This is a genomic window from Paraburkholderia sp. RL17-337-BIB-A (genome assembly GCF_046025895.1).
GTDB classification, from domain to species: Bacteria; Pseudomonadota; Gammaproteobacteria; order Burkholderiales; family Burkholderiaceae; genus Paraburkholderia; species Paraburkholderia fungorum_C.
The window spans coordinates 2,934,783-2,961,225 of the sequence record NZ_JARESY010000002.1 but is presented as its reverse complement, the minus strand read 5'-3'; the positions used below and the strand labels follow the sequence as shown (position 1 = coordinate 2,961,225).

The following is a 26,443-nucleotide window of genomic DNA, read 5'->3' as shown; positions in this document are numbered from 1 at the left end:
TTACTTTACTTATTAACGCACGCTCTCTCAATCCTCATGACGCACGAATACCCAGCCACTGTATGGGTGTAATTTTCCGATTGGGTCATCAGTCTTTTCTAGAACGATATTTTGCTGCGTAAGCTTTGGGTATGACGCCATTATTTCAGTAACTGCACCGTCCATCACCTCATAGTCTTCATCCTCTGGGTTTCTGTCCAGATATCCATATATTGTTATTAAGTCGCTTGAACACTCGTATGCAATTGCCCTCACACCCTCTCTTACTGCCCCAAGAAAGGATGTGAATATAATCAGCTTGAAATCGACGTCTTTCAATTTATCCACCAATATCAGGTAGCGCCGGAACAATGTGGGCACCTTTCCCACCACTGTGAATTATGCCAGATGACGTCTTAGTAGCAACTCCATCTGGGGACAAATGAATTCCAATTATCGCCAAAATCGACCTTCACTTTTGTATCCGTTACCGCTCTTGAACTCACCACATCTCCAGCGTGATAACGATTCAACAGAGATTGAGCATCACCGCTCAAGATGCTCTTTCCTTGAATATAGTTGTTGTGACCGGGAATGTGCTTTCCTTGGGCTCCGTCATGAATTTTTCCGGATATAGAGCACGACAGCCCCCACGGATCAATCCAGCCAATCGGGTTAGGCGCATACCGATATGGATTCAAGCCACCCGCGAGCCCGATCGGGTCTTTCGATATGAACCGACCGGTCTGCGGATCATAGTACCGATGCCGGTTATAGTGCAGCCCCGTTTCCTCATCATGATACTGCCCCTGAAAACACAGCGCATTACCACCCCCCACCGGATCCGGCTTCTCCCTCCAAGTATCCTTCCATCCCCCCCACGCCTTATACCGCGCAAGCCACACCACCTTCCCCGACTCATCCGTAAGCTCCTGCGGCGTGCCCAAATGGTCATTCTGATAGAACAACGTGGCATGTCGCGTCACCGCCGGCATCTGCACAAAGCGCCCATCGGTCCCAGTCGCCAGATGCGCATGTTCAACTATCGTCTCATCAAGCCGAGCAAGCGGCACGAACGAACCCGCTTCATACAGATAAATCGATGCGGCCTGCCATTGATGCTCTTCAGCCAGCGTATGCATGCGCTGCGCGACAGGCAACGAATACGGGTCTTTCGGATCCTCACGCACCAGCCGCGCCGAGCGATAGCGATACGGACGAACGTCGCGCGTTTGTCGCAACGGCTCGTGGAAACGTTCCTCCATCAGCAGCACGTCGCCGTCCCACGTAAACACCGTGCGATCGATTCCGCCACCGGCCCGTTCAACTTCCTTCAACGTGCGCCGCCCGAACACGTCATAGCGGAAACGCACCACCTGTTCCGCGCGTGCGGTGCCGTTAAGGTAACTAACGCCGCCATTCGCAAGAGGTTCAATGCGGTCCAGTTCGTCGGCGCCCGGTGTTCTCGCATACCGGCTCGCTTCCGATAAACGGTTGGCGACGTCGTACCGATACAGCCACGTCCGCCCGTCGCGTTCAACCCGCCGTGTCAGATTGCCCCGCTCGTCGTAGTCGTAACGGACACGGTCCAGTTCGGCCAGCACATTGCCGATGCACTTCGGCAACGACCGCTTCCACTCATACAGCTTCGCCCAGTCCTCGGACCCGCGCTTGTTGTGCCGTAGTGGCGGATATTTCTCGCCCGGATGCGCACGCAGCCATGCGGCATCTTCCGCGGACTCGCGCGCAAACCGTTGCGCTTTTTCCTGCGGCGTTTCCACGACCGGCGGCGGCGTCACTTTCTCCGGGTCCACCGGATTGCCCGCCGGATCGAACGCGAAGATTTCCGTCAGGTCCGGGGTGACGGCCTTCAGCAGCCGCCCCACCGGATCATAGGTGTAGTCGGTCACGCCGCGCGTGCGGTCCTCGATGCGCGTCAGGTGTCCCGCTGCGCTGTACTGCAAACGGCGTTCCGCGATTCGTTCGTGCGGGCTGGCCGCGCTCGCAGGCCTGACGACGAACCGCGCCAGCCGCCCGGCAGGATCGTATTCGCGCTGCTGGCTGAATGCGGTATGCGTGCGCCCGGTTTCGCGGTGCAGTTTGTCACGCGCGAAATCGACCAGCGGCTGACCGTCGATCAGCATGCCATGCACATGTCCCGAGCCGTAACGCAGCCAGTCGATGGTGCGTGTGTTCGGCAGGATGGTTTTGGTGCGGTTGCCTAACGCATCGTATTCGTGACGCGTGACAGTCACGTATTCCGCTTCCATAGTGGGAAGCTGATGCTGTTCTTCAGCGATCAGGTTGCCCGCGTCATCGTAGTGCAGTTGTACGAGGCTGGATTCGCTCTGCGCGGTCACGAGTCGCCCGCGTGCGTCGTAGTAAAAACGTTCGCTATAGGTTCCCATCCCAGGTGCGCGTATGTCGCGCTTCGTGAGCCGCCCGAGCGGGTCACGCACGAACTCGGTTTCCACGTCCCCTTCGTGCGAGCCGGTAAGCCGTCCAGCCTCATCGTAGGCATAGCGGGTCGTGCGGCCGTCGAAATCCTTCAGTTCGACCAGTTGGCCGAGCGCGTCGTAACGGAATTCCGTGACTTCGTCGTTTTCGTTACGCAACCGCTCGAGCCGCCCATGCGAATCATGGAAATAGACAATCTGGTGACCGGCGGCATCCTTGCGCAATGTCGGCTGGCGGCGCATGTTGAAGCTGTATTCGGTCAATTGCCCCGCGCCATCGCGGTACGACTTCAGGTTGCCTTCGCCGTCCCAGCCGAACTGTTCCGCAACGCCGTTCGCGTGCGTGAGCTGCACGAGTTGGCCGCGTGCGTCGTGCCTGTATGCGGTGATATTGCCTTCGGCGTCGGTGCGCCTTGCCAGATAGCCGCGCTCGTCGTAGCTATAAGCCGTGGCATAGCCAGAACAATCGACGGCTTCCGTGAGCCGCCCCGCGCGGTCGTACCGGAACTGCTTCACGCCGCCTTTCGGGTCGGTGAGCGACAGCACGCGACCCGCACTGTTCCAGACGTATTGCGTCGTGCGTCCTGCCGCATCTGTCACCGCCACGGGCCGTCCGAGCATGTCATACGCGGTCCGCGTGACATCGCCGTTAGCGGCCGTGACCGTGACCGGCAACCCTTGCGCACTGTATTCGGTGCGGGTCGTATTGCCGAGCGCGTCAGTGACCGCGATCACGCGCCCACTGGCGTCGTATTCGAAGCGCTGCATCTGCCCCAGCGCATCGCGGATGCCAATGAGATTGTGGTTCTCGTCCCAGTCGAAACGCTCACTGGTGCCGTCGCCATGTTCGACCAGCACGATGCGGTTATACGCATCGTAGCGGTGGAAGGTGGCATTGCCCGCGGCGTCCGTGACCTTCGTGTACCAGTGTTCGCGGTGATACTCGAAGCGCGTGTCCTCGTACACTTCGCGCTCGTTGTGAGCAAGCCAGGTGCGTACGCAATTCGTGTCAGCCGGGGCCGGCAGGCCCGAGCGCTTGCCCGGCCAGTCCCATTCGAGATTGGCGGCGCGCCCGTTGAAATCCGTGTAGCGCACCAGCAAATGATGCTGGTACGCAAACTGGCGCTGGTGGCCCAGTATGTCCTGATGTTCGATCAGATCGCCTTCAGGGCTGTACCTGTACGACGCCAGCGTTTCCGTGCGACGGCTCCCGGCGCTCACGCGATGGATCGACGCGATCCGCCCGCCCGCGTACTCCATGCGGATCGTGTTTTCCGCGCGGTCGCTGATCGTGACCAGGTCGCCTGCATCGTTGTAGTCGAACGTAAGCCCGAGACCGTCGCGTGAGGTGCGCGCGGTCAGGCGGTAACGCTCCCGCGTTGCCGTGCCATGCCGTTCATAGTCTTCACGCGAGCCGTCCAGATAGGTGAGTTGCAGGTGCCGCGCGTCGGGGCGGCTGACGTGCAGTTGCTCGGTTGGCACTTCAACGGATGCGCCCACTTCGACAAGCGGCAGCGGAACGGCACGGTTATCGGGATCGAAGAATACGAGCGCGCCGTCCTTCACTTCCAGCGACAGGTGATACGGGCTGCTCCAGCGCGCGCCCAGCGGGCTGTCGTCGTATGCCGCGAGGCTCGAGCGATAGCGGCGTGTCCAGACGATCGGCACCACGCCATCGAGCGTGAAATCCGTCTGTTCCAGGTTTTCATCGCCCATCGCATAGTTCACGGGCTTGGCGCTGGCCGTACTCGGGCAGCCGCAGCCCTTTTTTGCCGGCAGGTTGCTGGGCTTCGCGCCTAGTTGCGTGGTGTCGCGATGTTCGCCGGGTTTCGTGTGAGGCTCTTTCATCGTGCCTGGCGCCGCCTGCGCGACGTGCGATGGCCTGTGCGCGCGCCGCGCCTTGATTTCTTCGACGATCTGCGCGGCCATGAATATCAGCGTGCCCGCTGTGGCGGCATCGCCGAACGCCTTGTCGAGCATCGGCCCGGTATTGCGGTCGAACTCGTCAAGCCAGGCCAGGATCGCGTCGCGCTTGCCCGATACCTTCAGCAGTTCGTCGATCCCGTGCAGGGCGATTTCCTCAGCGGTCGGCACCCAGGACAGAAATCCGGTGTTCTTCTTCACCGCGCCTATCTGTTCGGCTGCGGAAACCGGATTCTCCACAAAGCGGCGTACGGTGCGCGATGCATCGCGTACGCCTTTCACGATGTCCTGTTTAAACCCCTTCAGCTTTTCATCGAGCTTTGACATGAAGGCGATGACGTCGCCGCCAGCGCTCGCCCAGAACAGGTCAACCAGCACCCCGACAGCCGCGCCCTTGGCAAACGCGAGCAGCACCTCCTTGACCACCGCGCGCGCCGGACGGCTCGCATTGCCCGCAGCAGGCACGACGCCGATTGCATCGACCGCGAGGATGCCCCAGTTGAACAGGTTCTTTGCCGCGCCCGTCACGCTGCATAGGCGGTAAATGTCGGTGCCCACGTCATACAGCGACATGGCATTGCCGACCACGGGCAGCATATACAGGCACTGGATGAAGATTTCGTGGCTGTGGTTCGACACTGAGTCGACGCCGACCTGCACGAGATTGGGTCGCGTGACAGGTGCCGGAACCGGGCTGGCGATGACGCGCCGGGCCTCGGCGTTGTTCCTGATTTCCTGCGGAATCTGTCGGACAACAGTGTTCGGTGAGTTCGGGGTGTTCGCGCTGGGCATGCTCTGGTGGGTGATCCGGTGAATAGGAGGGCAACGCTTAGTCAGCCGTCAGCCGATGGGGCGGCTTCAGCAGGCTCTGCGGGAGCGCGGAAACGTCGGAGGAGGGCGGAGCGGCACGGCTGGCCGCAGACATTGCTTGATGGGTGAGCGCGCCCAACGCAGTCTTTTCAAGCGGCGCAACGCCTCCTGTAGCGACCTCGCTTGCCACACTGGTAACCGTGGAGGCAATCGGGTTCACAGACGCAACAGCCGCCATCGCAGGACCCGCCAGACTCGGCAGGACGCCGCCAGCGGCGTTACCGGCAGCACTGCCGGAACCCGCGACCCGCGGCGTACCCTTGGGGTCCACCCACCTGCGCGCCTTGTCCTCCAGGTCGTGCGCTTCTTCGAAGTATTCGACCGTGCCGCCGCCGCGCGGCGCATTGGACAGCGTGCCGCGACCGTTCGCGTCGAGCGTGCCGTCGCGCCAGCTGCCGTCGGGAAACGTCACCTTGTATTTCGCGTTCGGCACCGGCTTGCCGTTCGGGTACGCATGCCACAACTGCATGCCGGTCGCCTCCTGTGCGGGCATCAGCGGCAGGGCTTCGCGTAGCGTGCCGGACGGCCCGACCCGTAGCGGGCCTTTCAGTTTGATATCACCCGCGCTGCCAATCTCCACCTGTCCGTCTGACAGCTTGATATAGGCGCCACCACACATCAGCGTGAGAGACTTGTCCGCGTTCAGCGTGATTGAATCGCTGGTGCTCGCGATCGTGACGCCTTTCAGTGCCGACAATGACAGCGCATCGCCCTGCGCCTGCACATCCACCTTGCCCGCAGCGGCGTAAATCTTCATGCCCTGCGTGTTAGCGAACAGCGACACCGCTTGACCCGCCGCCATCGTATAGTTGCCGCCGATAGCCGCATCGGCATTGCCACCCGTTGTCGTGAAGAAGTGCCCACCTGCCGAGAGTTGCAGGTGTTCGCCGCTGGTGAGCGCCACGCCATGTGGCGCGGAGGCGAGCAGCACGGCTTGCTGCAAGTCCTTGAGTTGGGTTTCGAGCAGCGCCTTTTGCGCGTCGCACGCAGCGACCACCGCTTGGGCCTTGCTGACTGCTTCGGACAAGCTCTGCATGCGCGCCTGCGCCGCCTGCAGCTGGTCCAGCGCGACGCTCATGTCGAATGCGTGGCCGTTGGCCGCCGGCTGCGCGTCGGCGCTGAAGAACAGACCGTTGCCCGCGCGCAGCACGCCCCATAGAGGCGTGTACAGTTCGAACCCCTCGCCGCGCGGCTGCCGCTGCGAATCGACCAGGTAACCCAAGTTGAGCTGTGTCTTGCCGCCGTAGTCGGTCGACAGCTTGATGCCTTCCTTGCCCTGCCTGTCCTCCATGCGCAGCTTGTTGCGCTGTGTACGAATCACGTTGCGGGTGTTCCAGCCGGTCTGGCCGGTCACGAGATCGACGGCCTGGCTATGATGGTGCGCGAACGCTATGAACGGACAATTTGGGTTGCCGTTCATGAATGCCACGCCGACTTCAGTGCCCTTGAGCAGCGGAAAGTGAAAACCCGTCTGGTTCGCGCCGGCAAATGGCTTCGCGAGCCGTAGCGGCACCGACTCGCCGCCTTCCGGCCATTCGTCGTAGTCGAAATCGAATCGCACCGGGTAGTGACCCGCCAACGTCAGGTGCGCCTCTGCGTCGTTGTTCGGCGACGTGACGCGTGCCGAAAGCGTGCCCGCGATTTTCGGCCAGTTGTGTTCTTCGAGCTTCAGGCGGAACGGACGCCCCGAAGGGATCGAACGGAACGTGTTGATATAGGATGCGTTGCGCGCGGCTCGATGCACCACTTCAATGATGACCTGGCCGTGCGGCGCGTCCGGTAGCGTTTCATCGAGCTTCAGCACGAGGCCGGGGCACAGGTCATGCACGGTGCTGCTGCCGTCGTAGACGATCTGCCACGCCACCGCGGCCTCATGTCTCAGGCGCGCTTCCCATGCGGCCTCCTGGGCATTCAGGTGGTGTGTACCGAATACGTACGTCTGCCCCCACGTGGTTTTGTCGTCTCGTGCGACATTGGCCTCGGCGTCGAAACGCTCCCATGCATCGTCCGGGTTGTAGTCCGCCACGCGCACCGATTCGGCAATGGTCTCGTAATGCGTCTGCAACGCAATGACGGCTTCGTGACCCGACTCGAGGCCCGAGGTCTCGCGATAGGGGATGATCACGTCAGGCCGGTACGTATAGCCGTCCACGTCGTCGGCGAAATGCACCTCGTCGCCGATCTTGCCTGGGCGGATAAAGCAGTAAAGGCCTGTCTGACGCATCAGCAGGTCAATATAGTCCCAGTCCGACATCTGGTATTGCATACGAAATGCGAGCCTGGGAAACGCGCGCCGCAGCTTGAAACTGAACTGGTGCGTGCTGAAACCGTGACGGCGCAGGATATCCGCGATGATGTCGGGCACCGATTTATTCTGGTAGATGCGCGTGGCGCGCGTGAGGCGCAACCGGGCGATATGCGCTTCGACCACGATCCTATAAGCGCAGAAGTCACGCGTTCTGCGCGTTCGGGTCACCTGCGTGATGCAGCCGTTGAAAGTTCGGGCCTCGCCGCCGTCGGGCGGAGGGTCGATGGTGAAGGTCGCATCGCGGCCCAGGTAGTCGGCACGATTCAGGTCGACATTGGCCGTCAGTTCCAGCGTGATCCTGTAGGGTTCGCCCAGCCGTTCGATCGCTTCGACTGAAATGATCGACAGGCCATCGCTCGGCGGTGCCTGTGTGACGTCCAGGCGATATGACTGGCGTCCAGTAACCCATTGTGCCGCCGCGCTCCTGATTTGACCTTTGCTGATTGCCTCCGCCATCCGCTCGCCTCCGTCTGTGTGCAGTGCGTAATAATTTGCGCACCGAATATCGGACGGAACCGGCAAAAAATCTATAGAAAATCTGCTTGAATCTCGCAAACCCTTGTCGAGTAACAAAGGCGCTTGCACAAAACGTTACAGATGGTGGCGGGGGTGTTCTGGGCGGCGCGGTTGTAGGCGAGTTGTTGACGCAATGTCTTCGCGGCCTGAACCATGTTGGACAACGCTGCTTCTGTCTCGGCCCAGCGACTCCGTAAGCGTGACGACGCTCGACAGCGAATGACACGATGCCGTGCGCTATTGCAAGCCGCACGGCATCGTCTAAGTTTTGCAGGGGAGCGAGCGAAGCCTTTTCCCGTACGTACGGCGTTCGCGTCAACAGTGTTCCAGCGCGTACGACAGGTCCGCGATCAGATCATCGGGATGCTCCAATCCCACCGATACCCGAATCAACCCCTCCGACACGCCTGCCTTGGCGCGCGCCTCTGCTGGCACGCCCGAATGCGTCGTCGAGGCGGGGTGACAGATCAGCGACTCCGTACCACCTAAGCTCACGGCCGACTTGAACAACGTCAGGCCGTTGATGAGTCTGAACGCCTGCTCACGGCCACCATCGAGCACAAAAGCAAACGTCGATCCGGGCCCGGTGCATTGACGCCGATACACCGCCTGGTAGGCCGGGTCGTCAATCAGTTCCGGATGAAGAACCTTGAGGGGGCGATACGGATTGGTCGCAAGCCATCGGGCGACGGCGCTGCCGCTGCGCGCAGCCTGCTCCATGCGCAGCACGAGGGTCTCCATGGAACGCGTAATCATCCATGACGAATGCGGATCGAGTTGCGAGCCGAGCATGCTGCGGATCGCGCGCACTTTCGTGACGAGGCTTCGGCTGCCGGTGACCCCGCCCGCCACCAGATCGCTATGACCGCCGATGTACTTCGTCAGCGAATACACGCTCAGATCGATGCCTTGCTTCGCCGGCTTCTGATACAACGGACCCAGCAGCGTGTTGTCACACACGGAAAGAGGACGATAACCGTGGCGCGTCTCGAACGCATCGATCTCGCGACGCAGGCCTTCCATATCGAACAAGGCATCCGTCGGATTGGCCGGCGTCTCGATGTAGCACATCCGCACGTTGCCCTTTTGCGCTGCCGCTTCGAGCGCGTTGCGGATCGCTTCCACCGAAAGACCATCGTCGATCACCTGGGATTGGATGCCCCATTCCGGCAGAAACCTGGCAATCAGCGTTTCGGTGCCGCCATAAAGCGGGACCGACTGCACCACACAGTCACCCGGCCGCAGGAATGCCAGCAGGATTGCCGCGATAGCGGCCATGCCGCTCGATGTCACGACAGCGGATTCGGAGCCGTCGAGCAACGCCAGACGATCCTCGACAATCTCGAGGTTCGGGTGATTGAAGCGGCTATACACGAGGCCCGCGCTTTCGCCTTCCGGTGAAGGCTTGCGGCCCGAAACCATATCGAAGAAGTCGGCGCCGTCCTCGGCGGTGCGAAACGCGAATGTCGACGTCAGAAAGACGGGCGGCTTCACCGATCCTTCCGACAGGAAGGGATCGTAGCCGTACGACATCATCTGGGTTTCGGGATGCAGATCGCGGTCCGCAATCTTGCGCTTGTGATAGTTGCGATAGGCCATGCTTTGCTCCGTGCCATGTCGTGGGGAAGATCGAACGGTGGTTGCAGTCGCGGCGCGCAATACGCTCAAGAGGATCGCTCTTTAGGCTAGCGCTTGACCATGCTACTCCACGGCGACGATTCACAGCGAGGAGCGCGGCGGGAAAGGAAAACGGCCACCCGAAGGTGGCCGGCTTCGTCGCAAAAGGTGCGAGACGACGGGTTTTGCGACGGCGCGTGCGCCTCAGACGGAAGCGCGCAGCGTCCTGGCAGCCGCCACCATGTTCGTCAGTGCCGGAATGACTTCTTCCCACTGTCGCGTCTTCAGACCGCAGTCCGGATTCACCCACAGGCGCTGCGCCGGAATGCGTTCGGCGGCCTTCTTCATCAGTTGCACGATGTGCGCCTGCGTCGGGATGTTCGGCGAGTGAATGTCGTACACGCCCGGGCCGATTTCGTTCGGATAGTTGAAGTTGTCGAACGCGTCCAGCAACTCCATATCCGAGCGCGAGGTCTCGATGGTGATCACGTCGGCGTCCATGTCGGCGATTGACGCGATGATGTCGTTGAACTCCGAATAGCACATATGCGTGTGGATCTGCGTCTCGTCTTCCACGCCATTGGCCGTGATGCGGAAAGATTGCACCGCCCAGTCGAGGTATTCCTGCCACTGCGACTGACGCAGCGGCAAGCCTTCGCGCAAGGCGGCCTCGTCGATCTGGATCACGCGCAGGCCGGCCTTCTCGAGGTCCAGCACTTCTTCGCGGATTGCCAGTGCCAACTGGTAGCACGAGACCGACCGCGGCTGATCGTCGCGCACGAAGGACCAGTTCAGAATCGTGACGGGGCCGGTCAGCATGCCCTTCATCGGCTTGCTGGTGAGGGACTGGGCGTATATGATCCATTCGACCGTCATCGCCTTCGGGCGACTGATGTCGCCGAACAGAATCGGCGGCTTGACGCACCGCGAACCATACGACTGTACCCAGCCGAACTGGCTGAACGCGTAGCCATCGAGCTGTTCGCCGAAGTATTCCACCATGTCGTTGCGCTCGGCTTCGCCATGCACCAGCACGTCCAGACCGAGGGCTTCCTGCTCGCGCACGCTGCGTTCGATCTCGGCGCGCATCGCGGTCTTGTAGCCGGCTTCATCCAGCGCGCCGCTCTTGAATTGGCTGCGTGCATGGCGGATGTCGCCGGTTTGCGGGAACGAGCCGATGGTCGTGGTGGGATAGGCGGGCAGGTTCAGCAAGGCAGCCTGCTTGGCGGCGCGCGTCGGATAGACATTCTTGCGCTGACCCAATGCCGGATTGATCTTCGCCAACGCGGTTTTAACCGCCGGATTGTTCACGCGCGGCGAAGCGCGGCGTGCGGCAATGGCGGCGCTGTTGGCGGCGAGTTCTGCCTTGACGGCATCGCGGCCCTGGTTCACCGCGGTGGCCAGCACCTTCAGTTCCCCCAGTTTCTGCAATGCGAAGGACAGCCACGAGCGGACTTCGGCATCCAGCTTCTGCTCGCTTTCGAGATCCACCGGCACGTGCAGCAGCGAGCAGGACGGTGCGATCCAGAGGCGCTCGCCCAATTGCCTCGCGACCGGTTCAAGCCAGTCGAGGACGCTTGCCAGATCGGTCTTCCAGATGTTGCGGCCGTTGATCACGCCGAGCGACAGCACGCGATCCTTGGGCAGTTGGGCGATCACTGCATCGACTTCGGCACGGGCATTGATCGCATCCAGATGCAGGCCCTGCACCGGCAGATTGCAGGCAAGCGACAGGTTATCGAGCAACTGACCGAAGTAAGTGGCCAGCAGGAGCTTGACTTTGCCATTGGCGAGCGCCTGGTACGCCGTCTTATAAGCCTGCTGCCATTGCGTCGACAATTCGGTGACGAGGATCGGCTCGTCGATCTGAACCCATTCGACGCCTTGCAGCGCGAGCGTGTTCAGCAGTTCCGCGTAGACCGGGAGCAGGCGCGGCAACAGGGCCAGCTTGTCGGAGTCGTCCTTGGCCTTGCCTAGTGCCAGATAGGTCACCGGGCCGATGATCACCGGCTTGGCCTTGACGCCTTGTGCCTTGGCCTCGGCCAGCTGTTCGAGCAGGCCCGACGAATCGAGCTTGAATTCGGTACCAGCGCTGAATTCAGGGACGATGTAGTGATAGTTGGTGTCGAACCACTTGGTCATCTCGCCGGCGGCGACGCCGCCGCAGCATGCGCTGTGCTCCTCGGCGCCCCTGGCCGAACGGCCGCGCGCGACGCGGAAGTAGTTATCGAGGGTATCGCCATGGAAGCCGTGTACCCGTTCCGGCAGGTTGCCCAGGGTGAAGCTCATGTCCAGCACCTGGTCGTAGAAGGCGAAATCGCCGACGGCCGCGAAGCCGAGGTCGGCCTGGTGTGCCCAGTGACGCTGACGCAATTGGGCGCCTAACGCTTTCAGTTCACCGAGCGAGGACTCGCCTTTCCAGTAAGACTCGAGTGCGAATTTCAGTTCGCGCTTCGCGCCGATACGCGGGAAGCCCAGATTATGTGTTGTTGCCATCATGTCGCCTTGATTCGGTCGGGTTGCGGATCCGTGGATCGTAGCGAAGGCGATTTATGAAGTAAAATGGTGTTAATTCAACGAACCATTAGTTTTGCTCATGTATCACTTACCCACGTGCCATCATGCTTGAGAGAATTCATCTCGCCATCGTCCAGGCGGTAGACAAGCACGGCTCGCTGACCGCGGCGGCGGAAATCCTCTGCGTGACGCAATCCGCACTCAGCCACTCCATAAAAAAACTGGAGCAGCAACTGGGCACGGATATCTGGTTGCGCGAGGGACGCAGCTTGCGCTTGACGCAGGCCGGTGAATATCTGTTAGCCGTTGCAAACCGAGTGCTGCCACAACTGGTTGTCGCTGAAGAGCGCCTTGGCCAGTACGCGCAGGGCGAGCGGGGCGCGTTGCGCATCGGGATGGAATGCCATCCTTGCTACCAATGGTTGCTCAAGGTGGTGTCGCCGTATCTCGCGCGCTGGCCGGACGTCGATGTGGACGTCAAGCAGAAATTCCAGTTCGGCGGGATTGGTGCCTTGTTCGGTTACGAGATCGACCTGCTGGTGACGCCTGATCCGCTGTACAAGCCGGGCTTGCGCTTCGAACCCGTGTTCGACTACGAGCAGGTGCTGGTGGTGAATCGCGAGCATCCGCTTGCCACCGCCGAGTATGTGAAGCCGGCGCAGTTGACGCGGGAGGTGTTGGTCACGTATCCGGTCGAGACCGACAGACTCGACATCTACAATCAGTTTCTGATGCCCGCTGGCGTTACGCCCCGGCGCCACAAGGTGATCGAGACCACCGACATCATGTTGCAGATGGTGGCAAGCGGCAGGGGCGTCGCGGCGCTGCCTCGCTGGCTGGTGGAAGAGTATGCCGGCAAGATGAACATTGTTCCGGTGCGGCTCGGGCGAAAGGGCATCGCCAAGCAGATTTTCCTGGGCGCCCGCGAGACGGACACTGAAATTGATTACCTCAAGGCGTTCGTCGATCTGGCGCGCAAGCCGGCGGAAGTCTCGACTGAAACGTAGCAACCAACTTGCATTTCAACGTCGTCGCCGATGTTGCGGACGTTTGCAGACGAGGGTCGCGCACGAGCGGCGCCTATGCGGACGCACACGTCGAGCCTGCTTCATGAGTCGTTATTTCGTATCACCAGTTCCATGAACCCTGAACTCAAGTCGCGCTCCCGTGAGAAGCGATGTTCGGGAAGAAGCGCCAGCAATACCTCCGCTGTCGTACGGACCGAGCAACCGTGTCCCACGTGACCACCAGACACTCGACCGCGCGAGTCGGAAACCGACATGTGCAGATGCGCTCCATCAGGTGATATGGACCCAGCGAGCGTCAGGACTTCCAGATCGTCGCGCAGCTCGGTCGGATCCTCTGCTCCGGCAAAGCGCAATTGGGCAACGCTGAGACTCCCGATGCCCTGGATCACGAAGGCCGCCTGCACCTTGGCCTGACGCAAGACGTCTTCGAGGGCGACACGCAGATCGTCGCCGGGAAAGAGGCGCAAAGGGAGTGCTTGCATCGAGCGGTTCCAGGCGGGAGTGTCGTGACAGGTTAAGACGGATCGAGGCTTCCCGCAATTGAGCGCGGCTTTCGCGGATAAGGACCGTCTGGTCAAGAAAAGCGGGCAACCTGGAAGGTTCGGCCTGCGGCTGCCGCTCTTTCGCTTGCCCGCATTGACCCTTCAGGAGCCGCTGCCGAATCCATTTTTCTCAAATACGACGGGAGGCGTCGCTGCTTCGTTGACATACAGACGGAAGACGTCCGGACGCGAGTAGTGACCCACGACATCGAAGTCATATTTGGCCCGGGCAAGGTCGTTGAGGTCGAGATCGGCCACGAGCAATGCATCCTGCTCAAAGACCGGCCCGGCTATGAGTTCGCCAAGCGGACTGACGATGCAACTTCCACCGCTCATCAGTACAGTGGACGGATCGTTACCCTGGATTGCGGCATAGTCGGCAGGGCAATCCGATCGGCGCAGGTGCTGACACGCCGACAACACAAAGCAGCGACCCTCCAGGGCAACGTGCTGCATGGAGGAAGCCCATGTCGGCCGGCTGTCGGCGGTGGGGGCGCAGTAAATCTGAACCCCCTTTGCGTACATTGCCATACGCATCAACGGCATGTAGTTTTCCCAGCAAATGACCGCCCCGAGCCTGCCGAACGGCGTGTCGAAAACCGGCAGGGTCGACCCATCGCCATAGCCCCAGATCAGCCTCTCGCCAGCAGTTGGCATCAGCTTGCGATGCTTGCCGAGCATCATGCCGTCCGGACCGTAAAACAGCGCAGTGCAATACAGCGTGCCGTGGTCCCGCTCGATTACGCCGATCACGATGTATTGCCTGTACTCGGCGGCAATCTCGCCCAACCGGCGGGTACCGGGACCTGGCACTTCTACCGCGCTGTCATAGTAGCGGCGATAGTCGTCGCGCCCGGCAGCCGTTCTTCCACCGATTGTCGTGCCGAAATCGAGCCCCTTTGGATAGGCTGAGACGAATGCTTCAGGAAAGACGATAAGTTGAGTGCCTTGCCGCGCGGCGTCGGCGGTGAACGTCGCGACCTTATCGATCGTTCTGTCAGCATCGAAGACGACGGATCCCGATTGCGCAACCGCAGCACGTAATTTCTGTTGCATCAGAATTCTCCACTCATGTAAGGGCTGCAATCGAAAGCGCGCCGGCTTGCAATTTGGACTGCGCCAGCTCGAATTAGTCACTACAAAGTATAGGTTGCTAGCAGGCGAAGCTTCCTGCTTGACCAGCACCGGCGCATCACCTTGGCGATCCTGGCGGTGCTAGCCCTGCTCGATGCGCAGCGTCACGCGCTGGCTGTCGACGTCGCCCGACAACCACCAATCTCATGGTGCGCCCCCATTGACAACCAGCCGGTCCCTCTTGTCAAATGACTTAACTTAAACGTTTAAGTCCGAATCTAAACGATTAAGTGCTGTCATTTTTCAGATTGACCGAGGCGGTATTGTTTCCCTACAGGAGGGGCGGGGTGTCAAAGCGCAGCAGCGTACCGACTATCCAGGACGTCGCCCGTCTGGCACAAACATCGATCGCGTCGGTGTCCTACGTCCTGAACAACAAGGATCAGGCGATCAGCCCGGCGCTGCGTCAGCGGATCGTCGAGGCCGTAAGAGAACTCGGCTACGTCAGGAACGCCGTGGCGAGCGGGCTGAAGGGCAAGGAGCGCGGCATCATCGCGGTGCTGGTCCCGCAGTTTGGAAACGAGTTCTTTACGCGCATTTGCGTCGACGTCGAATCCGTCGCCCGTCGGGCCGGCTACGTCGTTCTCATCTGCAACAGCGACGAGAGTCTCGAGCAGGAGCGGATGATCCTCGAGCGGCTCGTCGCCCAGCGCATCGACGGCTGCATCCTCTGCCCGGTGCTGTCGGGAACGGAAAGCGGCGAATTGTTGCGCCGGCACGCAATGCCGACAGTCGTGCTGGAGCGCCCTGTGGGAACCGAGTTGCCTGAGCGCGACTTCGTCGGGCATGACAACCGCATGACCGGCTATCTCGCCGCACGTACCCTGATCGAAGCCGGCCATCGGCGCATCGCTTTCATCGGCTGGGATTCACCCATACCGAACATCCGGCACCGCGCTGACGGCTATGTCGACGCGTTGCGTGAAGCCGGCATCGAGCCGAAACCAGACTGGATGCTGCTGGGCGATCTGACCCACAGCGAAGGCCGGCGCCTCGCCGCCCAACTACCTCTCGGCGACGTCACGGCCCTCGTGCTGGCCAATCACCTCGATCTTGGCAGGGGCGTGCTGATGGAACTTCAGGCACGCCACATCCGCTGGCCGGACGACCTCTCGCTGATCCTCGTCGGCACGCCTGAGTGGTGCGACCTCGTCTCACCGGCGCTGTGTTGCATCGAGCGCCCGGAGGCGGAAATGGGCCGGCATGCGGCGACACTCCTGCTGTCGAAAGTGGCTGATCCAGCGTATTCCGAGCCGCGGCTCGTGCTGCCCGTTTCGCTTCGCGGCGGGCAATCTGTCAAAAACATCTCTTCCCACTATGCGGCCCGAAACGGTGGCCCACAACAACAGGAATCCTGAAGCATGTCGAAAGTGAGAGTAGGTCTGATCGGCTGCGGCTTTATTTCGGAGTTGCACATGCACGCCTACCGGCGCGTCTACGGCGTGAATGTCGAAGTGGTCAGCGTGGCTGCGCGCGGTGACCAGGTCGTCGACTTCGCGCGCAAGTACGCGATCCCGGAAACCACTCGCGACTACAGGACATTGCTGGCCGATCCGCGCATCGATGTGATCGATATCTGCACGCCGCCGGCCTTGCATGCCGGGATGGTCATCGAGGCTATGCAAGCCGGCAAGCATGTCATCTGCGAGAAGCCTTTCACCGGCTATTTTGGCCGTCCCGGCGACGCGACTCCGATTGGCAAAGCCGTCCCCAAGGCGCTGATGTATGAACGCGTGATGGAAGAGATGGAAGCCACCGCGGCAGCGGTGCGGCAAAGCGGCCGCCTCTTCATGTATGCCGAAGACTGGGTCTACGCCCCGGCGGTGACCAAAGCCGCTGAGATGCTGCGTGCCACGCGCGACAAAATCCTGTTCATGAAGGCCGAGGAGAGTCACAGCGGCTCGCACGCCGCGCATGCCGCGCAGTGGGCGCAAACGGGGGGAGGGGCGCTGATCCGTCAGGGATGCCATCCGCTGTCGGCCGTGCTTCATCTGAAGCAGGTCGAAGCGAATGCACGTGGCGAACAGATCTCGGTCGCGAGCGTGGTGGCCGACGTCGGCAACGTGACCGCGCGACTCGCGCCCGAGGAGCGGCCGTTTATCAAGGCAAATCCGTTCGATGTCGAAGACTGGGGCATGTTGAGCCTGACGTTCAGCGACGGCACGAAGGCCACCGTGTTCTCCGGCGACATGATCCTTGGCGGCGTGCGCAACGTGGTGGAGGCCTACACGAGCGGTGGTGCGCTATTCGCCAACATCACGCCGAACAACCATCTGACGACCTACATGACCGATGAGGAAAAGCTCAAGGACGTGTACATCACGGAGAAAGTCGACCGAAAGACCGGATGGCAATTCGTCTGCCTCGAGGAGGAGTGGACGCGCGGTTATCTGCAGGAGATTCAGGATTTCATGGAGTGCGTAGCATCCGGGCGGCCGCCGTTGGCCGGTCTGGATCTCGCCTACGAGGCCATGAAAGTGCACTACGCGGCCTACTGGTCCGCAGATGAAGGGCGTCGCATCGACCTGTGACGTAGCCCATAACGAAGGAGACTCGGACATGAAAAAACACTTACTCGACCGTGCCGTTTCACACAGCCCCCAGCCGTTCGGAAAACTGATGCTGCTGCTAGGGCTCGGCGCGCTGGCAGTTTCCGGCACACCCGCATTCGCGGCGGACTGGAAGCCGACCCATCCGATCAACCTCATCGTTCCATGGGCGGCAGGCGGCGCGACCGATCAGGTCACCCGGATCGCGGCCGCGGAGATGGAAAAGGCGCTAGGCCAGACCATCGTGATCGTCAATCAACCGGGGGCGTCCGGATCGATCGGCACGAAGAGCGCGCTGGACGCGCCGCGCGACGGCTACACGTGGACCGCCGGCGCTCTCCAGGATCTGGGCAGTTACGAAACCCAGGGAATGCTGAAGACCCGGCTCAAGGATTGGCACCTGTTTCTGAGCGTGGCGAATATCCCCGTACTGAGCGTCAACCCTCAAACACCCTATAAAACCGCGCAGGATCTTATCAAGGCGATGGCCGCCCAGCCGGGCAAAATCTCGGTGGCGACGGCCGGCATCACATCTTCGGGACACATGGCCATCGATCAGTTCGCCAGCGCGGCAAAAGTGACCTATCGGCACGTCTCCTATGACGGCGGCAGCCCTGCCGTGGTCGCGACGGTGGCGGGAGAGACCGATGCCACGAGCCAGCTTGCGGCGGAAGAAGCTGACATGATCCGCGGCAAGCTTCTGCGGCCGCTCGCCACGATCGGCAATCAACCGCTCGTGCTGGCAGGCTACGGAACCATTCCTGCGTTGTCGCAGACGCTCCCTGGATTTAGCGCGCCGGCCAACTACACGGGAATTTTCATTCCCAACGGCGTGCCCGACGATGTGGTCGCCACCGTCGAGAAAATCTGGAGCACCACGATTGCGAACAGCGCCGCCCTGCGCACGTTCGCCGAGAGCCGTGGCGCGCTGTTCACGCCTATCGACGGCGACGCGGCGCAAAAGGCAGCGTTTCCGGCGGTTCAGGCCAATGCGTGGATGTTATTCAGAACCGGAAAAGCGAAGGTGTCGCCTGACACGGTCGGTATCCCGGCCCCTTGAGCGCGCTCGCCATTCATCGCGGTCTCACGGTCTCAGCCACGCTGTGAGCCGCCATTTCCACGCAGCACGCACAGTGGATCATTGTCCATGAATGAGTCAACGGAAGACGGGGCGCGCGACAGTGCGCTCAGCGCGCGACGCAATCTCCAGGATGCGGTTGTCTGGGTGGTATTGGGCGGGATCATCCTCGTCGCGTCCTTGTCGATGGATCGGCTGGAAAGCCAGGGGATCAATCCCTACACGGCGCCGGGCCTCCTGCCCGGGCTGCTCGGTGTCGCGATGATGTGCCTCGGCGTGCTACTGGCGTTTCGCAGCATCGGCGAGGGCGCGCTGGCGCGCCGCGCGCCGGTGTCCGGCGGGCCGGCCGGTGCTGGGCACGCGCAGCTCATTCGCGTGCTCGTCCTCTGCCTTATCTTTACCGTCGCGCTGCTTGGACACGGATTGCCCTTCTGGCTCGTGGGGGCGATTTTCGTGTCGACTTCGATCCTCACGTTGCAGCAGGCACAAAGAAAGGCCGCGCAAGCGAGGCTGGGACTGCGAGAGATTGCGACCGCCGTGTCGATCGGTTTGGGCGCGGGGGGCGCGATTACCTTGATTTTCCAGACTTTTTTTCTCGTCCGACTGCCATAGCGCGCGGCGCAAGCGTAGCTGGAAGGTCCGGCGCATTGGCTGGAGCGGGCCATCACTCAGGAAGGGCAGGGCAATTCGAATTCGCCGGCATGCGTCAACGCATGCCGGGGTGTAACCGGGGAGACGAGCGACTGTCCACAGTCGTTCAGATGAGGAGGAAATGATGTTTTCCGGACTTGCAGAGTTTGGCCAGGCATATCTTGGTTTCCTGAATCCGATATCGATAGCCTACGGTCTTGGCGGGACGTTCATTGGCATCATGGTCGGCTGCTTGCCTGGCCTGTCTGCCACGTTATGCATCGCATTGCTGACGACACTAACAATCAAGCTTCCCGCCAACGACGCCATTCTCATCCTCATCTGTTCCTACGTGGGCACGCTGTATGGCGGCTCGCGCACGGCGATTTTGCTGAATATTCCAGGGACGGCGGCCAATGCCGCGTCATGCGCCGACGGACACGCTTTGGCGCTGCGCGGAGAGGCAGGTCGGGCGATCGGCATCGCGACCTCCGGCGCCTTTACGAGCGTGTTATTCGGGGTGTTGTGTCTTGCTGCATTCACTCCGCTGCTGGCCAGGGTTGCCTTGTCCTTCGGCGCGCAGGAATTCTTCTGGCTCGCGTTGCTGGGCGTGACGCTGTCGGGCTCGATTGTCGGAGACGACCCTCTAAAGGGCTGGCTCATGGGCATTCTCGGGCTCTTCGTCGCCCAGATCGGCCAGGAGGGGCTCTACGCATACGACCGTTTCACCTTCGGCTGGAACGAACTGTCGGGCGGAATCGCGCTCATTCCCGCGCTAGTGGGGGCGTTTGGGTTCTCGGAGATTCTGACCACGCTCGCGGACCCCGTCGAACGCAAGATTGTCAGCATGCGTGACTCCTCCCTGCCGCGCTTTCGAGAAGTGCTTCGGTACTGGCCGACCGTATTGCGCTCAGGTGTGATCGGTGTAGCGACGGGTCTGCTGCCTGGCGTCGGCGAGGACACGGGAGCCTGGATGTCGTATGCGGCGGCCAGGGCCTTCAGCCGGGAGAAGGAGAAGTTCGGTCACGGTTCGATCGATGGCCTGATGGCTGCCGAGACCGGGGACATGGCGTCGATTCCGGGCCACCTCATTCCGTGCCTCGCACTCGGCATCCCCGGATCGGCTCCGTCGGCGGTGTTGCTGGCCGCGATGATCATCCACGGGATCCAGCCTGGGCCGATGCTGATGATCCAGCATCCGCAGTTTGTCTACGATGTCGTCGCCATGACCTCGCTCGCCATGGTCAGTATCCTGATCTTCGGCCTGTTCATGGTGCGCCCGCTGTTGCTGGTGTTGCGCATCAAGCGCGCCATCCTGATGCCGATCGTCTTCCTCCTCTGTACGGTTGGCGCATTTGCGGGTGCCTCGCGCCTCTTTGACGTCTATTGCATGGTTGCCATCGGTATCGGCGCCTTTTTCCTGCGCAAGCGTGGCTACCACATGGCGCCGTTCGTGCTCGGACTGGTACTGGGGTCCGTGCTCGACAAGAGCCTGCGCCGTGGCCTGGTCCTGACTGGAGGGAGCATCCTGCCCTTCTTTACACGGCCGATCTGCATGGGTTTTGCGCTCGTCACGCTGGTGACGATGCTGCTTTACGTCCCCGCGTGCCGTCGGATCGTGAGCCGGGCTATGTCCGCCGTGCGCATGCCGGGCTGAGGATTCGTCCTGTAGGGGTCTGCGAGAAAGTCCTCGGTCGTGGTCAAATACGGCTTTCGAGGAGGACTGCATGAGTGCCGCAAAAGATAAAAACGAAGCCGCTGACCGAACCGCCAGGCTCTATCCGGTGCGCGACTTCTTCCGCAGGCCTGAGAAGCATCAGTTCACGATTTCACCGGATGGCCTGCATCTGTCGTTTCTGACCCGGCACGCGGGCCGCCAGAACATTTTCGTTCAGGAACTCGGCGCCGACGGTTCGCCGCTTGGGGACGCGCGAGCGCTGACCAGCGAATCCGAACGCGACGTACCCGGGCACGCCTGGAAGGGAAACGATCGGATCCTGTTCGTCAAGGACTTCGGCGGCGACGAAAACTTTCACGTGTTGTCTGTGCCGATCCACGGCGGCGAACCGTTCGACCTGACCCCGTTCGACGGTGTCAGAGCGAGCATCGTCGACGAACTCAGGGACGATGACCGCCATATCCTGATTCAGATGAACCGGCGCGATCCGCAGGTGTTCGACGTATTTCGGGTCGACGTCGTGACGGGCGAGTTCACACCGATCGCTGAAAACCCGGGCAACATCATGGGTTGGATGACCGATCACGCTGGGCGCCTGCGCGTCGCGTCGGCCACCGACGGTGTCAACACGACGCTGCTCTATCGCGATGCCGAGACCGACCCGTTCCGCCCGATCCTGACGACGAACTTTCGCGAAACGGTGGCGCCGCTGTTCTTCACATTCGACGATCAGCGTTTGTACGTGCTCTCCAATCGAGGCCGGGACAAGACGGCCATCTTCGAGTTCGACCCGCACAGCGCGCGGGAGGGCGAGCTGCTGTTCGAAGCCGAACACGTGGACGTGAGCGGCCTGGTGTTTTCGGAACATCGGCGCGTCTTGACTGCCGCATGGTACGTCGACGACCGCACGCATCGGCACTTCTTCGACGAGTGGGCCCGCTCGATCCATGAGGACTTGAGCCGTCAATTGCCCGGCCAGGAAATCACGGTCACGAGCATCACGCGCGACGAGTCGCGTGCGATCGTGCATGCGTCGAGCGACCTTTCGCCGGGCTCGACCTGGACCTACGATATTGCAAGCCGTCATCTGTCCAGGCTCGCTGAGCTGATGCCCTGGCTCGACTCCGCGGAGATGGCGCGAATGGAACCGATCCGCTTCGCCGCGCGCGACGGTCTGCCGATCAACGGCTATTTGACATTGCCTGCGGGCATCGAACGTGGGCAAAAGCTGGACCAGCCGCTGCCATTGATCGTCAATCCGCATGGCGGCCCCTGGGCGCGCGATTCGTGGGGCTTCAACGCCGAAGCGCAATTGCTCGCCAATCGCGGCTATGCCGTGTTGCAGCTGAACTTCCGCGGATCGACGGGCTATGGACGCGCGTTCTGGGAAGCCAGCTTCGGTCAATGGGGCAAGTCGATGCAAAACGACGTCGACGACGGCGTCGACTGGCTCGTCACGCAAGGTCTGATCGACCCCGCGCGCGTGGGCATCTACGGGGCGAGCTACGGGGGCTACGCGGTGCTCGCCGGCGTGGCGTTCACACCCGAACGTTATGCGGCCGCGGTCGACTATGTCGGCGTGTCGAATCTGTTCACGTTGCTCGAATCGTTGCCGCCTTATTGGAAGCCAATGATCGACATGATGTACGAGATGATCGGCAACCCGCAAACCGAGGCAGGCAAACAGGCACTGCACGATGCATCGCCGCTGTTCTTTGCGGATCGGATCGTGACGCCGTTATTTGTCGCACAAGGCGCCAACGATCCGCGGGTCAAGCAGGCAGAAAGCGATCAGATCGTGAACGTGCTGCGCGAGCGCGGGGTCGACGTCAAGTACATGCTGAAGGACAACGAAGGGCACGGCTTTCACAACGAAGAGAATCAGTTCGAGTTCTACGAAGCCATGGAAGCCTTCCTCGCGCAACACCTGGGCGGCCGCTCGGCAACGTAGCGCGGAAGGATCGGCAATGGGTCGGTGAGCGGCGGTTTGAGGCGCGACGGGGCGCCAGCCGCCGGGGGCGATAACCGCCCCTTCTGGACGCTCAGAGCCGCACGGTGGCTAGCCGCATCGAGTGTGGTGGCCAGCCGGTCATTCGCCGGAACGGAGCGTGAAGACCGTGCGAACACTGCTATCGGCGTTGCTCCAATGCAGATTCAGATCCGCGAGCGGGACGGCTTCCGTTGCAATCTGAAGTCCGGCGGGTACAGACGCACTGAATACTTGTTTCACCGCATGCAAGATGCGAGGCAAAGTAACGCTCCCAATGCCGCTGCCCCGCAGCGTGATCGCGGACGAGCGAAGCACGGCGCCTGGCAACAGAATATCGGCGGCGCTGATCGAGCCGATCTGGACAAACCGGATCGGATAAGCCTCAGCCGATGCTTTTGCCGCGGCGATCAACAACGACCTGGCGCTGGGTCCCCACAAGTAATCCAGTACCACGTCCACGCCTTCGCGGAAATGCGCTTCGAAGGCGTGGCTTAGCGCGCCTTCGTCCTGTTCCAGCGAAATGGTGAAGTCGGCGCCGGCAAGCTTGAGCGATTCAAGGGCGGCCGCATTGCGACCCGTGGCGATAATTCTTCCGGCGCCGAGATACTTTGCGATCTGGACAGCAAGTCGTCCTGAGGTGCCCGTTGCGCCATTGACCAGCACCGTCTCGCCCGGCACGAACCTCGCCCGCTCGATGAGCGCTGCCCAGGACGACATGCCCGGAATTGCGATGGCTGCGGCCGTGACGCTGTCGAGCGCATCGGGTAGCGCAATACAGTGTGTAGCGGGCACGAGGCTGCGTTCCGCCAGCGCGCCGAACGGCGCTTGCGGCCCGAAGAAATAGACGCGTTGACCGTCTGCCAAACGTCCGGTGCCGTCGACACCCGCAACGAATGGAAAATGACCCGACGACGAATAGTGCGAACCCGCTGCCTTGGCGCGGGTAACCTGGCTCAAGGACGAAGCGGTGACATCGATCAGATGATGGCCGGCCAAGGCATCGGGACAATCGAAGTCTTCGTAAGCGGGTGCCTGGCCCGCGCCTTTCACGACTGCAGCTTTCATGACAATTCCTTGAAGATAACGTCGGGATGAGCGATTTCGATCAATGCGTGTCGAGCCACGCGCGCACACCAGTCTAGGCGTGCAGATTCGACCAGTCTCCGGTATAAATGCCTTTCGATACCGTGATTTGGCCATGTCTACTCCCATCATTCGTTTGGATCTCGTGACCTCGTCGGGAGCGCCGTTTCTTGCTGCGGGCGAACTGACGCAAAGCGAGGCGCGCGCCACGTCGTCACATAGCCATGCGCGCGGGCAGCTCATGGGGGCGTTGAGCGGCCTCGTATCGGTCGGACTCGACAAGCAGACGTGGGTCGTCCCGGCCATTCACGCAATCTGGATTCCACCGCATTGCGTTCACTCTGTGCGCTCGTATGGCCCGTTCTCGGGGTGGAGCGTGTTCATTGCCGAAAACCGCTGCGCGTCGTTGCCGCCGGAGCCTCGCGCAATCAAAACGTCCTCCTTGTTGCGCGAGGCCGTTCGACGCGCGGCGACCTGGCCGGGTGTCGAGCTCGATCAGGCGCAGACTCGCATTGCAGAGGTGATCATCGACGAGCTTGCCGCATCGAAAGAGGAATCGCTGGCACTCCCGCGTCCTGAAGATCCCAGGCTCGTCCGGATCACGGACGCGTTGGCGGGCGATCTGTCGGACAATCGCCGCCTCGAACAATGGGCCGCATGGGCCGGTGTCGCGCCACGCACGCTGAGCCGCCGGTTCGTGGCGGAGACAGGTTTGACTTTCGCGCAATGGCGTCAGCAGGCGCGCCTGCTGCGCGCTTTGGAACTGGTGGCGGCCGCAGTACCCGTGACGACGATTGCGCTCGAGCTCGGTTACGACAACGTCAGCGCGTTTATCGACATGTTTCGCCGGGCATTGGGGACGACGCCTGGGCGCTATCAGACAGCCGAAACGCCGGAGAATAGGGCTGCTGTCCGATAACGTCAGCGTATCGAACGCTTGGGCATGCAGTGTGAAACCACTGGTGAATCCCGCTCACATACTGACAAAAATTTTTGACTTAGCGACAACGTCGATATGAGTTACGTTGGGAGTTTCGAGTACGCGGTGCGCCGGGGCGCGCGCTGCGAACTATTAACTCAACCTTGTCTACCACGTAAGCGGAGACGACATGATCCAGCCGATCGAAATTGCTGCGGTCGCGGGCGGCACGCTTCAAGGATATTCAAACCAGGTGCTGACGAGCGTGAATGATCACGACGTCCATATAAGCGTGATGGATGCACCGTATTTCTGGCACCTGCATCCGAACTCGGACGAAACGTTTTTCGTTGTTGAAGGCGCGCTTGCCCTCGACTTCGACGATGGGTCAGTCGAACTGCATGCCGGTCAATTGCTGACGGTGCCTGCGGGTACGCGTCATCGAACGCGGCCGCTCGGCGCGCGCTCGGTCAATCTCACGGTTGAAAAGGCCAATGCGGCGACCGTCCAGTGCGATGCGCCGCCGCATTGGACCGGGCCGTCGTGAGAGTCGTTGGGACCAGCATGGAATCTCCGATCGTGTTTTGCGAGCCGGCCGCCATAACTATGTGCTTGCCACCAGCAGTTCCTCCGCATGGTTTGGCGGGCGCAGACCATCCGTCCTGCCCATGAAATAGCGCTGGGTAAGATCCGCGGCCGAGACGTGCCGTGCTTCTCTAAAGCCCGCTCCCTGGGCCAGCGCCTGGATCTCCGGCGGGGTGAAGAAGCTGAGGAACGGTGTCGCGCTGGCTCGGGCGCCTTTCTCCGCCATTTCAAGCCCAGGACGTACCTCCGGGTCCGCCAGTTCCAGCGGGAGCAGGAACGTCATGGCGAGCGTCGATCCTGGGGCGAGGGCTGCGACTTCACGCAGCGTGGCCGCGTTCGCCTCCTTGGTGAGATACATGCTGACGCCGGTGGAGACAACGATGGCCGGCTTGCGCTCGTCGAAGCCGGCAGTCACGAGCCCGTCCCGCCAGCTCCCTCCCGCCTCGAAATCGACCGGCACGAAGCGCAGCCAGTCCGGAACGCCGAAGCCGAGTTCGATCAGGCGCCGCCGCTTCCATTGCTGAGGACCTGGCTGGTCGACCTCGAACACATCAAGGCGGGACGCGATCTCCGGGCTGCGCTGTGCGAAGCTGTCAAGGCCGGCGCCGAGGATGACATACTGGTTCAGCCCGCGGCCGGCCTGTTCCACGACCAGATCTTCAATGAAGCGAGCACGCGCCACGATTGATGCGCGAAAGGGCCGTGTGAACTGCGGGTCCATGTCGCCGCGACTGCGCCAACCCGCGTCCGGGGCCAGCAGCTTGAGGCCGATTTGGTCTTCCAGCACGTGGGGCGGGGCGTCGGCCTCGACATGCAGGGCGCGCCATAAGGCGACACGTGCCGCGGTGCTGTCTGGCGCTACATCTTGCTTGTCGGTCATGACTTTCAATCCTCTGGGTTCGTGCTCATGTTCGTCCTGGCTGAAGCTGATCTGCCAGTACCGCGATCCTATCGCAGACCCGCGGCGCTTCCGCATTGATGTTCGCCGTAGGACGAGGCTTGATGGATATCGCGTGCCACTCGAAAGATTTTCTTTCGCCG

17 protein-coding genes and 1 pseudogene are annotated in these 26,443 nt (G+C 61.5%); 9 read left to right on the top strand and 9 right to left on the bottom strand.

Annotation, left to right across the window (positions count from 1 at the left end; translation table 11 throughout):
- Positions 1 to 27 precede the first annotated feature (27 nt).
- The 5 genes and pseudogenes from P0D84_RS33900 to metE all read right to left on the bottom strand — a co-directional run bounded on the left by P0D84_RS33900 (position 28) and on the right by metE (position 12,165).
- The gene (locus tag P0D84_RS33900) at positions 28 to 318 is read right to left on the bottom strand and encodes a MafI2 family immunity protein (RefSeq protein ID WP_408344007.1); all 291 of its coding nucleotides are present in this window, start codon (positions 316 to 318) and stop codon (positions 28 to 30) included.
- Positions 319 to 398: 80 nt separating this feature from the next.
- A pseudogene (locus tag P0D84_RS33895) lies at positions 399 to 4,283 on the bottom strand (RHS repeat-associated core domain-containing protein); the annotation flags it as partial.
- 904 nt (positions 4,284 to 5,187) lie between these two features.
- Positions 5,188 to 7,992 carry a type VI secretion system Vgr family protein gene (locus tag P0D84_RS33890; protein WP_408344005.1) on the bottom strand — a complete coding sequence of 935 codons (2,805 nt, stop codon included), beginning with the start codon at positions 7,990 to 7,992 and terminating at the stop codon, positions 5,188 to 5,190.
- A 375-nt stretch (positions 7,993 to 8,367) separates the two neighbouring features.
- Positions 8,368 to 9,651: a cystathionine gamma-synthase family protein gene (locus tag P0D84_RS33885; RefSeq protein ID WP_408344002.1), complete on the bottom strand. Its 1,284-nt coding sequence runs from the start codon at positions 9,649 to 9,651 to the stop codon at positions 8,368 to 8,370.
- Positions 9,652 to 9,873: 222 nt separating this feature from the next.
- On the bottom strand, positions 9,874 to 12,165 hold the full coding sequence (gene metE / locus P0D84_RS33880) for a 5-methyltetrahydropteroyltriglutamate--homocysteine S-methyltransferase (protein ID WP_408343999.1): 2,292 nt from the start codon (positions 12,163 to 12,165) through the stop codon (positions 9,874 to 9,876).
- 125 nt (positions 12,166 to 12,290) lie between these two features.
- Between metE and P0D84_RS33875 the strand changes: the two genes are divergently transcribed.
- On the top strand, positions 12,291 to 13,193 hold the full coding sequence (locus P0D84_RS33875) for a LysR family transcriptional regulator (protein WP_408343996.1): 903 nt from the start codon (positions 12,291 to 12,293) through the stop codon (positions 13,191 to 13,193).
- A 101-nt stretch (positions 13,194 to 13,294) separates the two neighbouring features.
- Here P0D84_RS33875 and P0D84_RS33870 read toward each other — a convergent pair whose 3' ends face one another.
- Together P0D84_RS33870 and P0D84_RS33865 are read right to left on the bottom strand one after the other, a co-directional pair.
- Positions 13,295 to 13,696: a PPC domain-containing DNA-binding protein gene (locus P0D84_RS33870; RefSeq protein ID WP_408343993.1), complete on the bottom strand. Its 402-nt coding sequence runs from the start codon at positions 13,694 to 13,696 to the stop codon at positions 13,295 to 13,297.
- Positions 13,697 to 13,858: 162 nt separating this feature from the next.
- On the bottom strand, positions 13,859 to 14,812 hold the full coding sequence (locus P0D84_RS33865; RefSeq protein WP_408346244.1) for a carbon-nitrogen hydrolase family protein: 954 nt from the start codon (positions 14,810 to 14,812) through the stop codon (positions 13,859 to 13,861).
- A 326-nt stretch (positions 14,813 to 15,138) separates the two neighbouring features.
- On the opposite strand from P0D84_RS33865, the gene P0D84_RS33860 reads away from it, so the two are divergent.
- The 6 genes from P0D84_RS33860 to P0D84_RS33835 all read left to right on the top strand — a co-directional run bounded on the left by P0D84_RS33860 (position 15,139) and on the right by P0D84_RS33835 (position 22,776).
- Positions 15,139 to 16,248 carry a LacI family DNA-binding transcriptional regulator gene (locus P0D84_RS33860; protein WP_408343990.1) on the top strand — a complete coding sequence of 370 codons (1,110 nt, stop codon included), beginning with the start codon at positions 15,139 to 15,141 and terminating at the stop codon, positions 16,246 to 16,248.
- A gap of 3 nt (positions 16,249 to 16,251) precedes the next feature.
- Complete coding sequence (locus tag P0D84_RS33855; RefSeq protein WP_408343987.1) at positions 16,252 to 17,421, top strand: Gfo/Idh/MocA family protein; 1,170 nt, start codon at positions 16,252 to 16,254, stop codon at positions 17,419 to 17,421.
- A complete protein-coding gene (locus P0D84_RS33850) occupies positions 17,396 to 18,499 on the top strand; it encodes a tripartite tricarboxylate transporter substrate binding protein (RefSeq protein WP_408343984.1) in 1,104 nt (367 codons plus the stop codon). Before P0D84_RS33855 ends, P0D84_RS33850 begins: the two co-directional genes overlap by 26 nt.
- Before the next feature lie 87 nt (positions 18,500 to 18,586).
- Positions 18,587 to 19,129: a tripartite tricarboxylate transporter TctB family protein gene (locus tag P0D84_RS33845; protein ID WP_408343981.1), complete on the top strand. Its 543-nt coding sequence runs from the start codon at positions 18,587 to 18,589 to the stop codon at positions 19,127 to 19,129.
- Positions 19,130 to 19,289: 160 nt separating this feature from the next.
- Positions 19,290 to 20,804, top strand: a complete 1,515-nt coding sequence (locus P0D84_RS33840; protein WP_408343978.1) for a tripartite tricarboxylate transporter permease — start codon at positions 19,290 to 19,292, stop codon at positions 20,802 to 20,804.
- Between the two features lie 70 nt (positions 20,805 to 20,874).
- Positions 20,875 to 22,776, top strand: a complete 1,902-nt coding sequence (locus P0D84_RS33835; protein WP_408343975.1) for a S9 family peptidase — start codon at positions 20,875 to 20,877, stop codon at positions 22,774 to 22,776.
- 138 nt (positions 22,777 to 22,914) lie between these two features.
- Here P0D84_RS33835 and P0D84_RS33830 read toward each other — a convergent pair whose 3' ends face one another.
- On the bottom strand, positions 22,915 to 23,880 hold the full coding sequence (locus P0D84_RS33830) for a quinone oxidoreductase family protein (RefSeq protein WP_408343972.1): 966 nt from the start codon (positions 23,878 to 23,880) through the stop codon (positions 22,915 to 22,917).
- Between the two features lie 133 nt (positions 23,881 to 24,013).
- Here P0D84_RS33830 and P0D84_RS33825 point away from each other — a divergent pair, with 133 nt between their 5' ends.
- Together P0D84_RS33825 and P0D84_RS33820 are read left to right on the top strand one after the other, a co-directional pair.
- A complete protein-coding gene (locus P0D84_RS33825; RefSeq protein WP_408343969.1) occupies positions 24,014 to 24,817 on the top strand; it encodes an AraC family transcriptional regulator in 804 nt (267 codons plus the stop codon).
- 190 nt (positions 24,818 to 25,007) lie between these two features.
- Positions 25,008 to 25,364 carry a cupin domain-containing protein gene (locus P0D84_RS33820; RefSeq protein ID WP_408343966.1) on the top strand — a complete coding sequence of 119 codons (357 nt, stop codon included), beginning with the start codon at positions 25,008 to 25,010 and terminating at the stop codon, positions 25,362 to 25,364.
- A 57-nt stretch (positions 25,365 to 25,421) separates the two neighbouring features.
- Here the strand turns inward: P0D84_RS33820 and P0D84_RS33815 are convergent, their stop codons facing one another.
- Positions 25,422 to 26,282 (bottom strand): class I SAM-dependent methyltransferase, encoded by an 861-nt coding sequence (locus tag P0D84_RS33815; protein ID WP_408343963.1) that lies wholly within the window; start codon positions 26,280 to 26,282, stop codon positions 25,422 to 25,424.
- Positions 26,283 to 26,443: the final 161 nt, after the last annotated feature.

Bases quoted from the DNA above. Each gene is read 5' to 3' on its own strand.
- P0D84_RS33850 (WP_408343984.1), top strand. From the start codon at position 17,396: ATGAAGGGCGTCGCATCGACCTGTGACGTAGCCCATAACGAAGGAGAC.
- P0D84_RS33820 (WP_408343966.1), top strand. From the start codon at position 25,008: ATGATCCAGCCGATCGAAATTGCTGCGGTCGCGGGCGGCACGCTTCAA.
- P0D84_RS33830 (WP_408343972.1), bottom strand. From the start codon at position 23,880: ATGAAAGCTGCAGTCGTGAAAGGCGCGGGCCAGGCACCCGCTTACGAA.
- P0D84_RS33875 (WP_408343996.1), top strand. From the start codon at position 12,291: ATGCTTGAGAGAATTCATCTCGCCATCGTCCAGGCGGTAGACAAGCAC.
- P0D84_RS33865 (WP_408346244.1), bottom strand. From the start codon at position 14,812: ATGCAACAGAAATTACGTGCTGCGGTTGCGCAATCGGGATCCGTCGTC.
- P0D84_RS33845 (WP_408343981.1), top strand. From the start codon at position 18,587: ATGAATGAGTCAACGGAAGACGGGGCGCGCGACAGTGCGCTCAGCGCG.
- P0D84_RS33815 (WP_408343963.1), bottom strand. From the start codon at position 26,282: ATGACCGACAAGCAAGATGTAGCGCCAGACAGCACCGCGGCACGTGTC.
- P0D84_RS33870 (WP_408343993.1), bottom strand. From the start codon at position 13,696: ATGCAAGCACTCCCTTTGCGCCTCTTTCCCGGCGACGATCTGCGTGTC.
- P0D84_RS33855 (WP_408343987.1), top strand. From the start codon at position 16,252: ATGTCGAAAGTGAGAGTAGGTCTGATCGGCTGCGGCTTTATTTCGGAG.
- P0D84_RS33825 (WP_408343969.1), top strand. From the start codon at position 24,014: ATGTCTACTCCCATCATTCGTTTGGATCTCGTGACCTCGTCGGGAGCG.
- metE (WP_408343999.1), bottom strand. From the start codon at position 12,165: ATGGCAACAACACATAATCTGGGCTTCCCGCGTATCGGCGCGAAGCGC.
- P0D84_RS33890 (WP_408344005.1), bottom strand. From the start codon at position 7,992: ATGGCGGAGGCAATCAGCAAAGGTCAAATCAGGAGCGCGGCGGCACAA.
- P0D84_RS33840 (WP_408343978.1), top strand. From the start codon at position 19,290: ATGATGTTTTCCGGACTTGCAGAGTTTGGCCAGGCATATCTTGGTTTC.
- P0D84_RS33885 (WP_408344002.1), bottom strand. From the start codon at position 9,651: ATGGCCTATCGCAACTATCACAAGCGCAAGATTGCGGACCGCGATCTG.
- P0D84_RS33835 (WP_408343975.1), top strand. From the start codon at position 20,875: ATGAGTGCCGCAAAAGATAAAAACGAAGCCGCTGACCGAACCGCCAGG.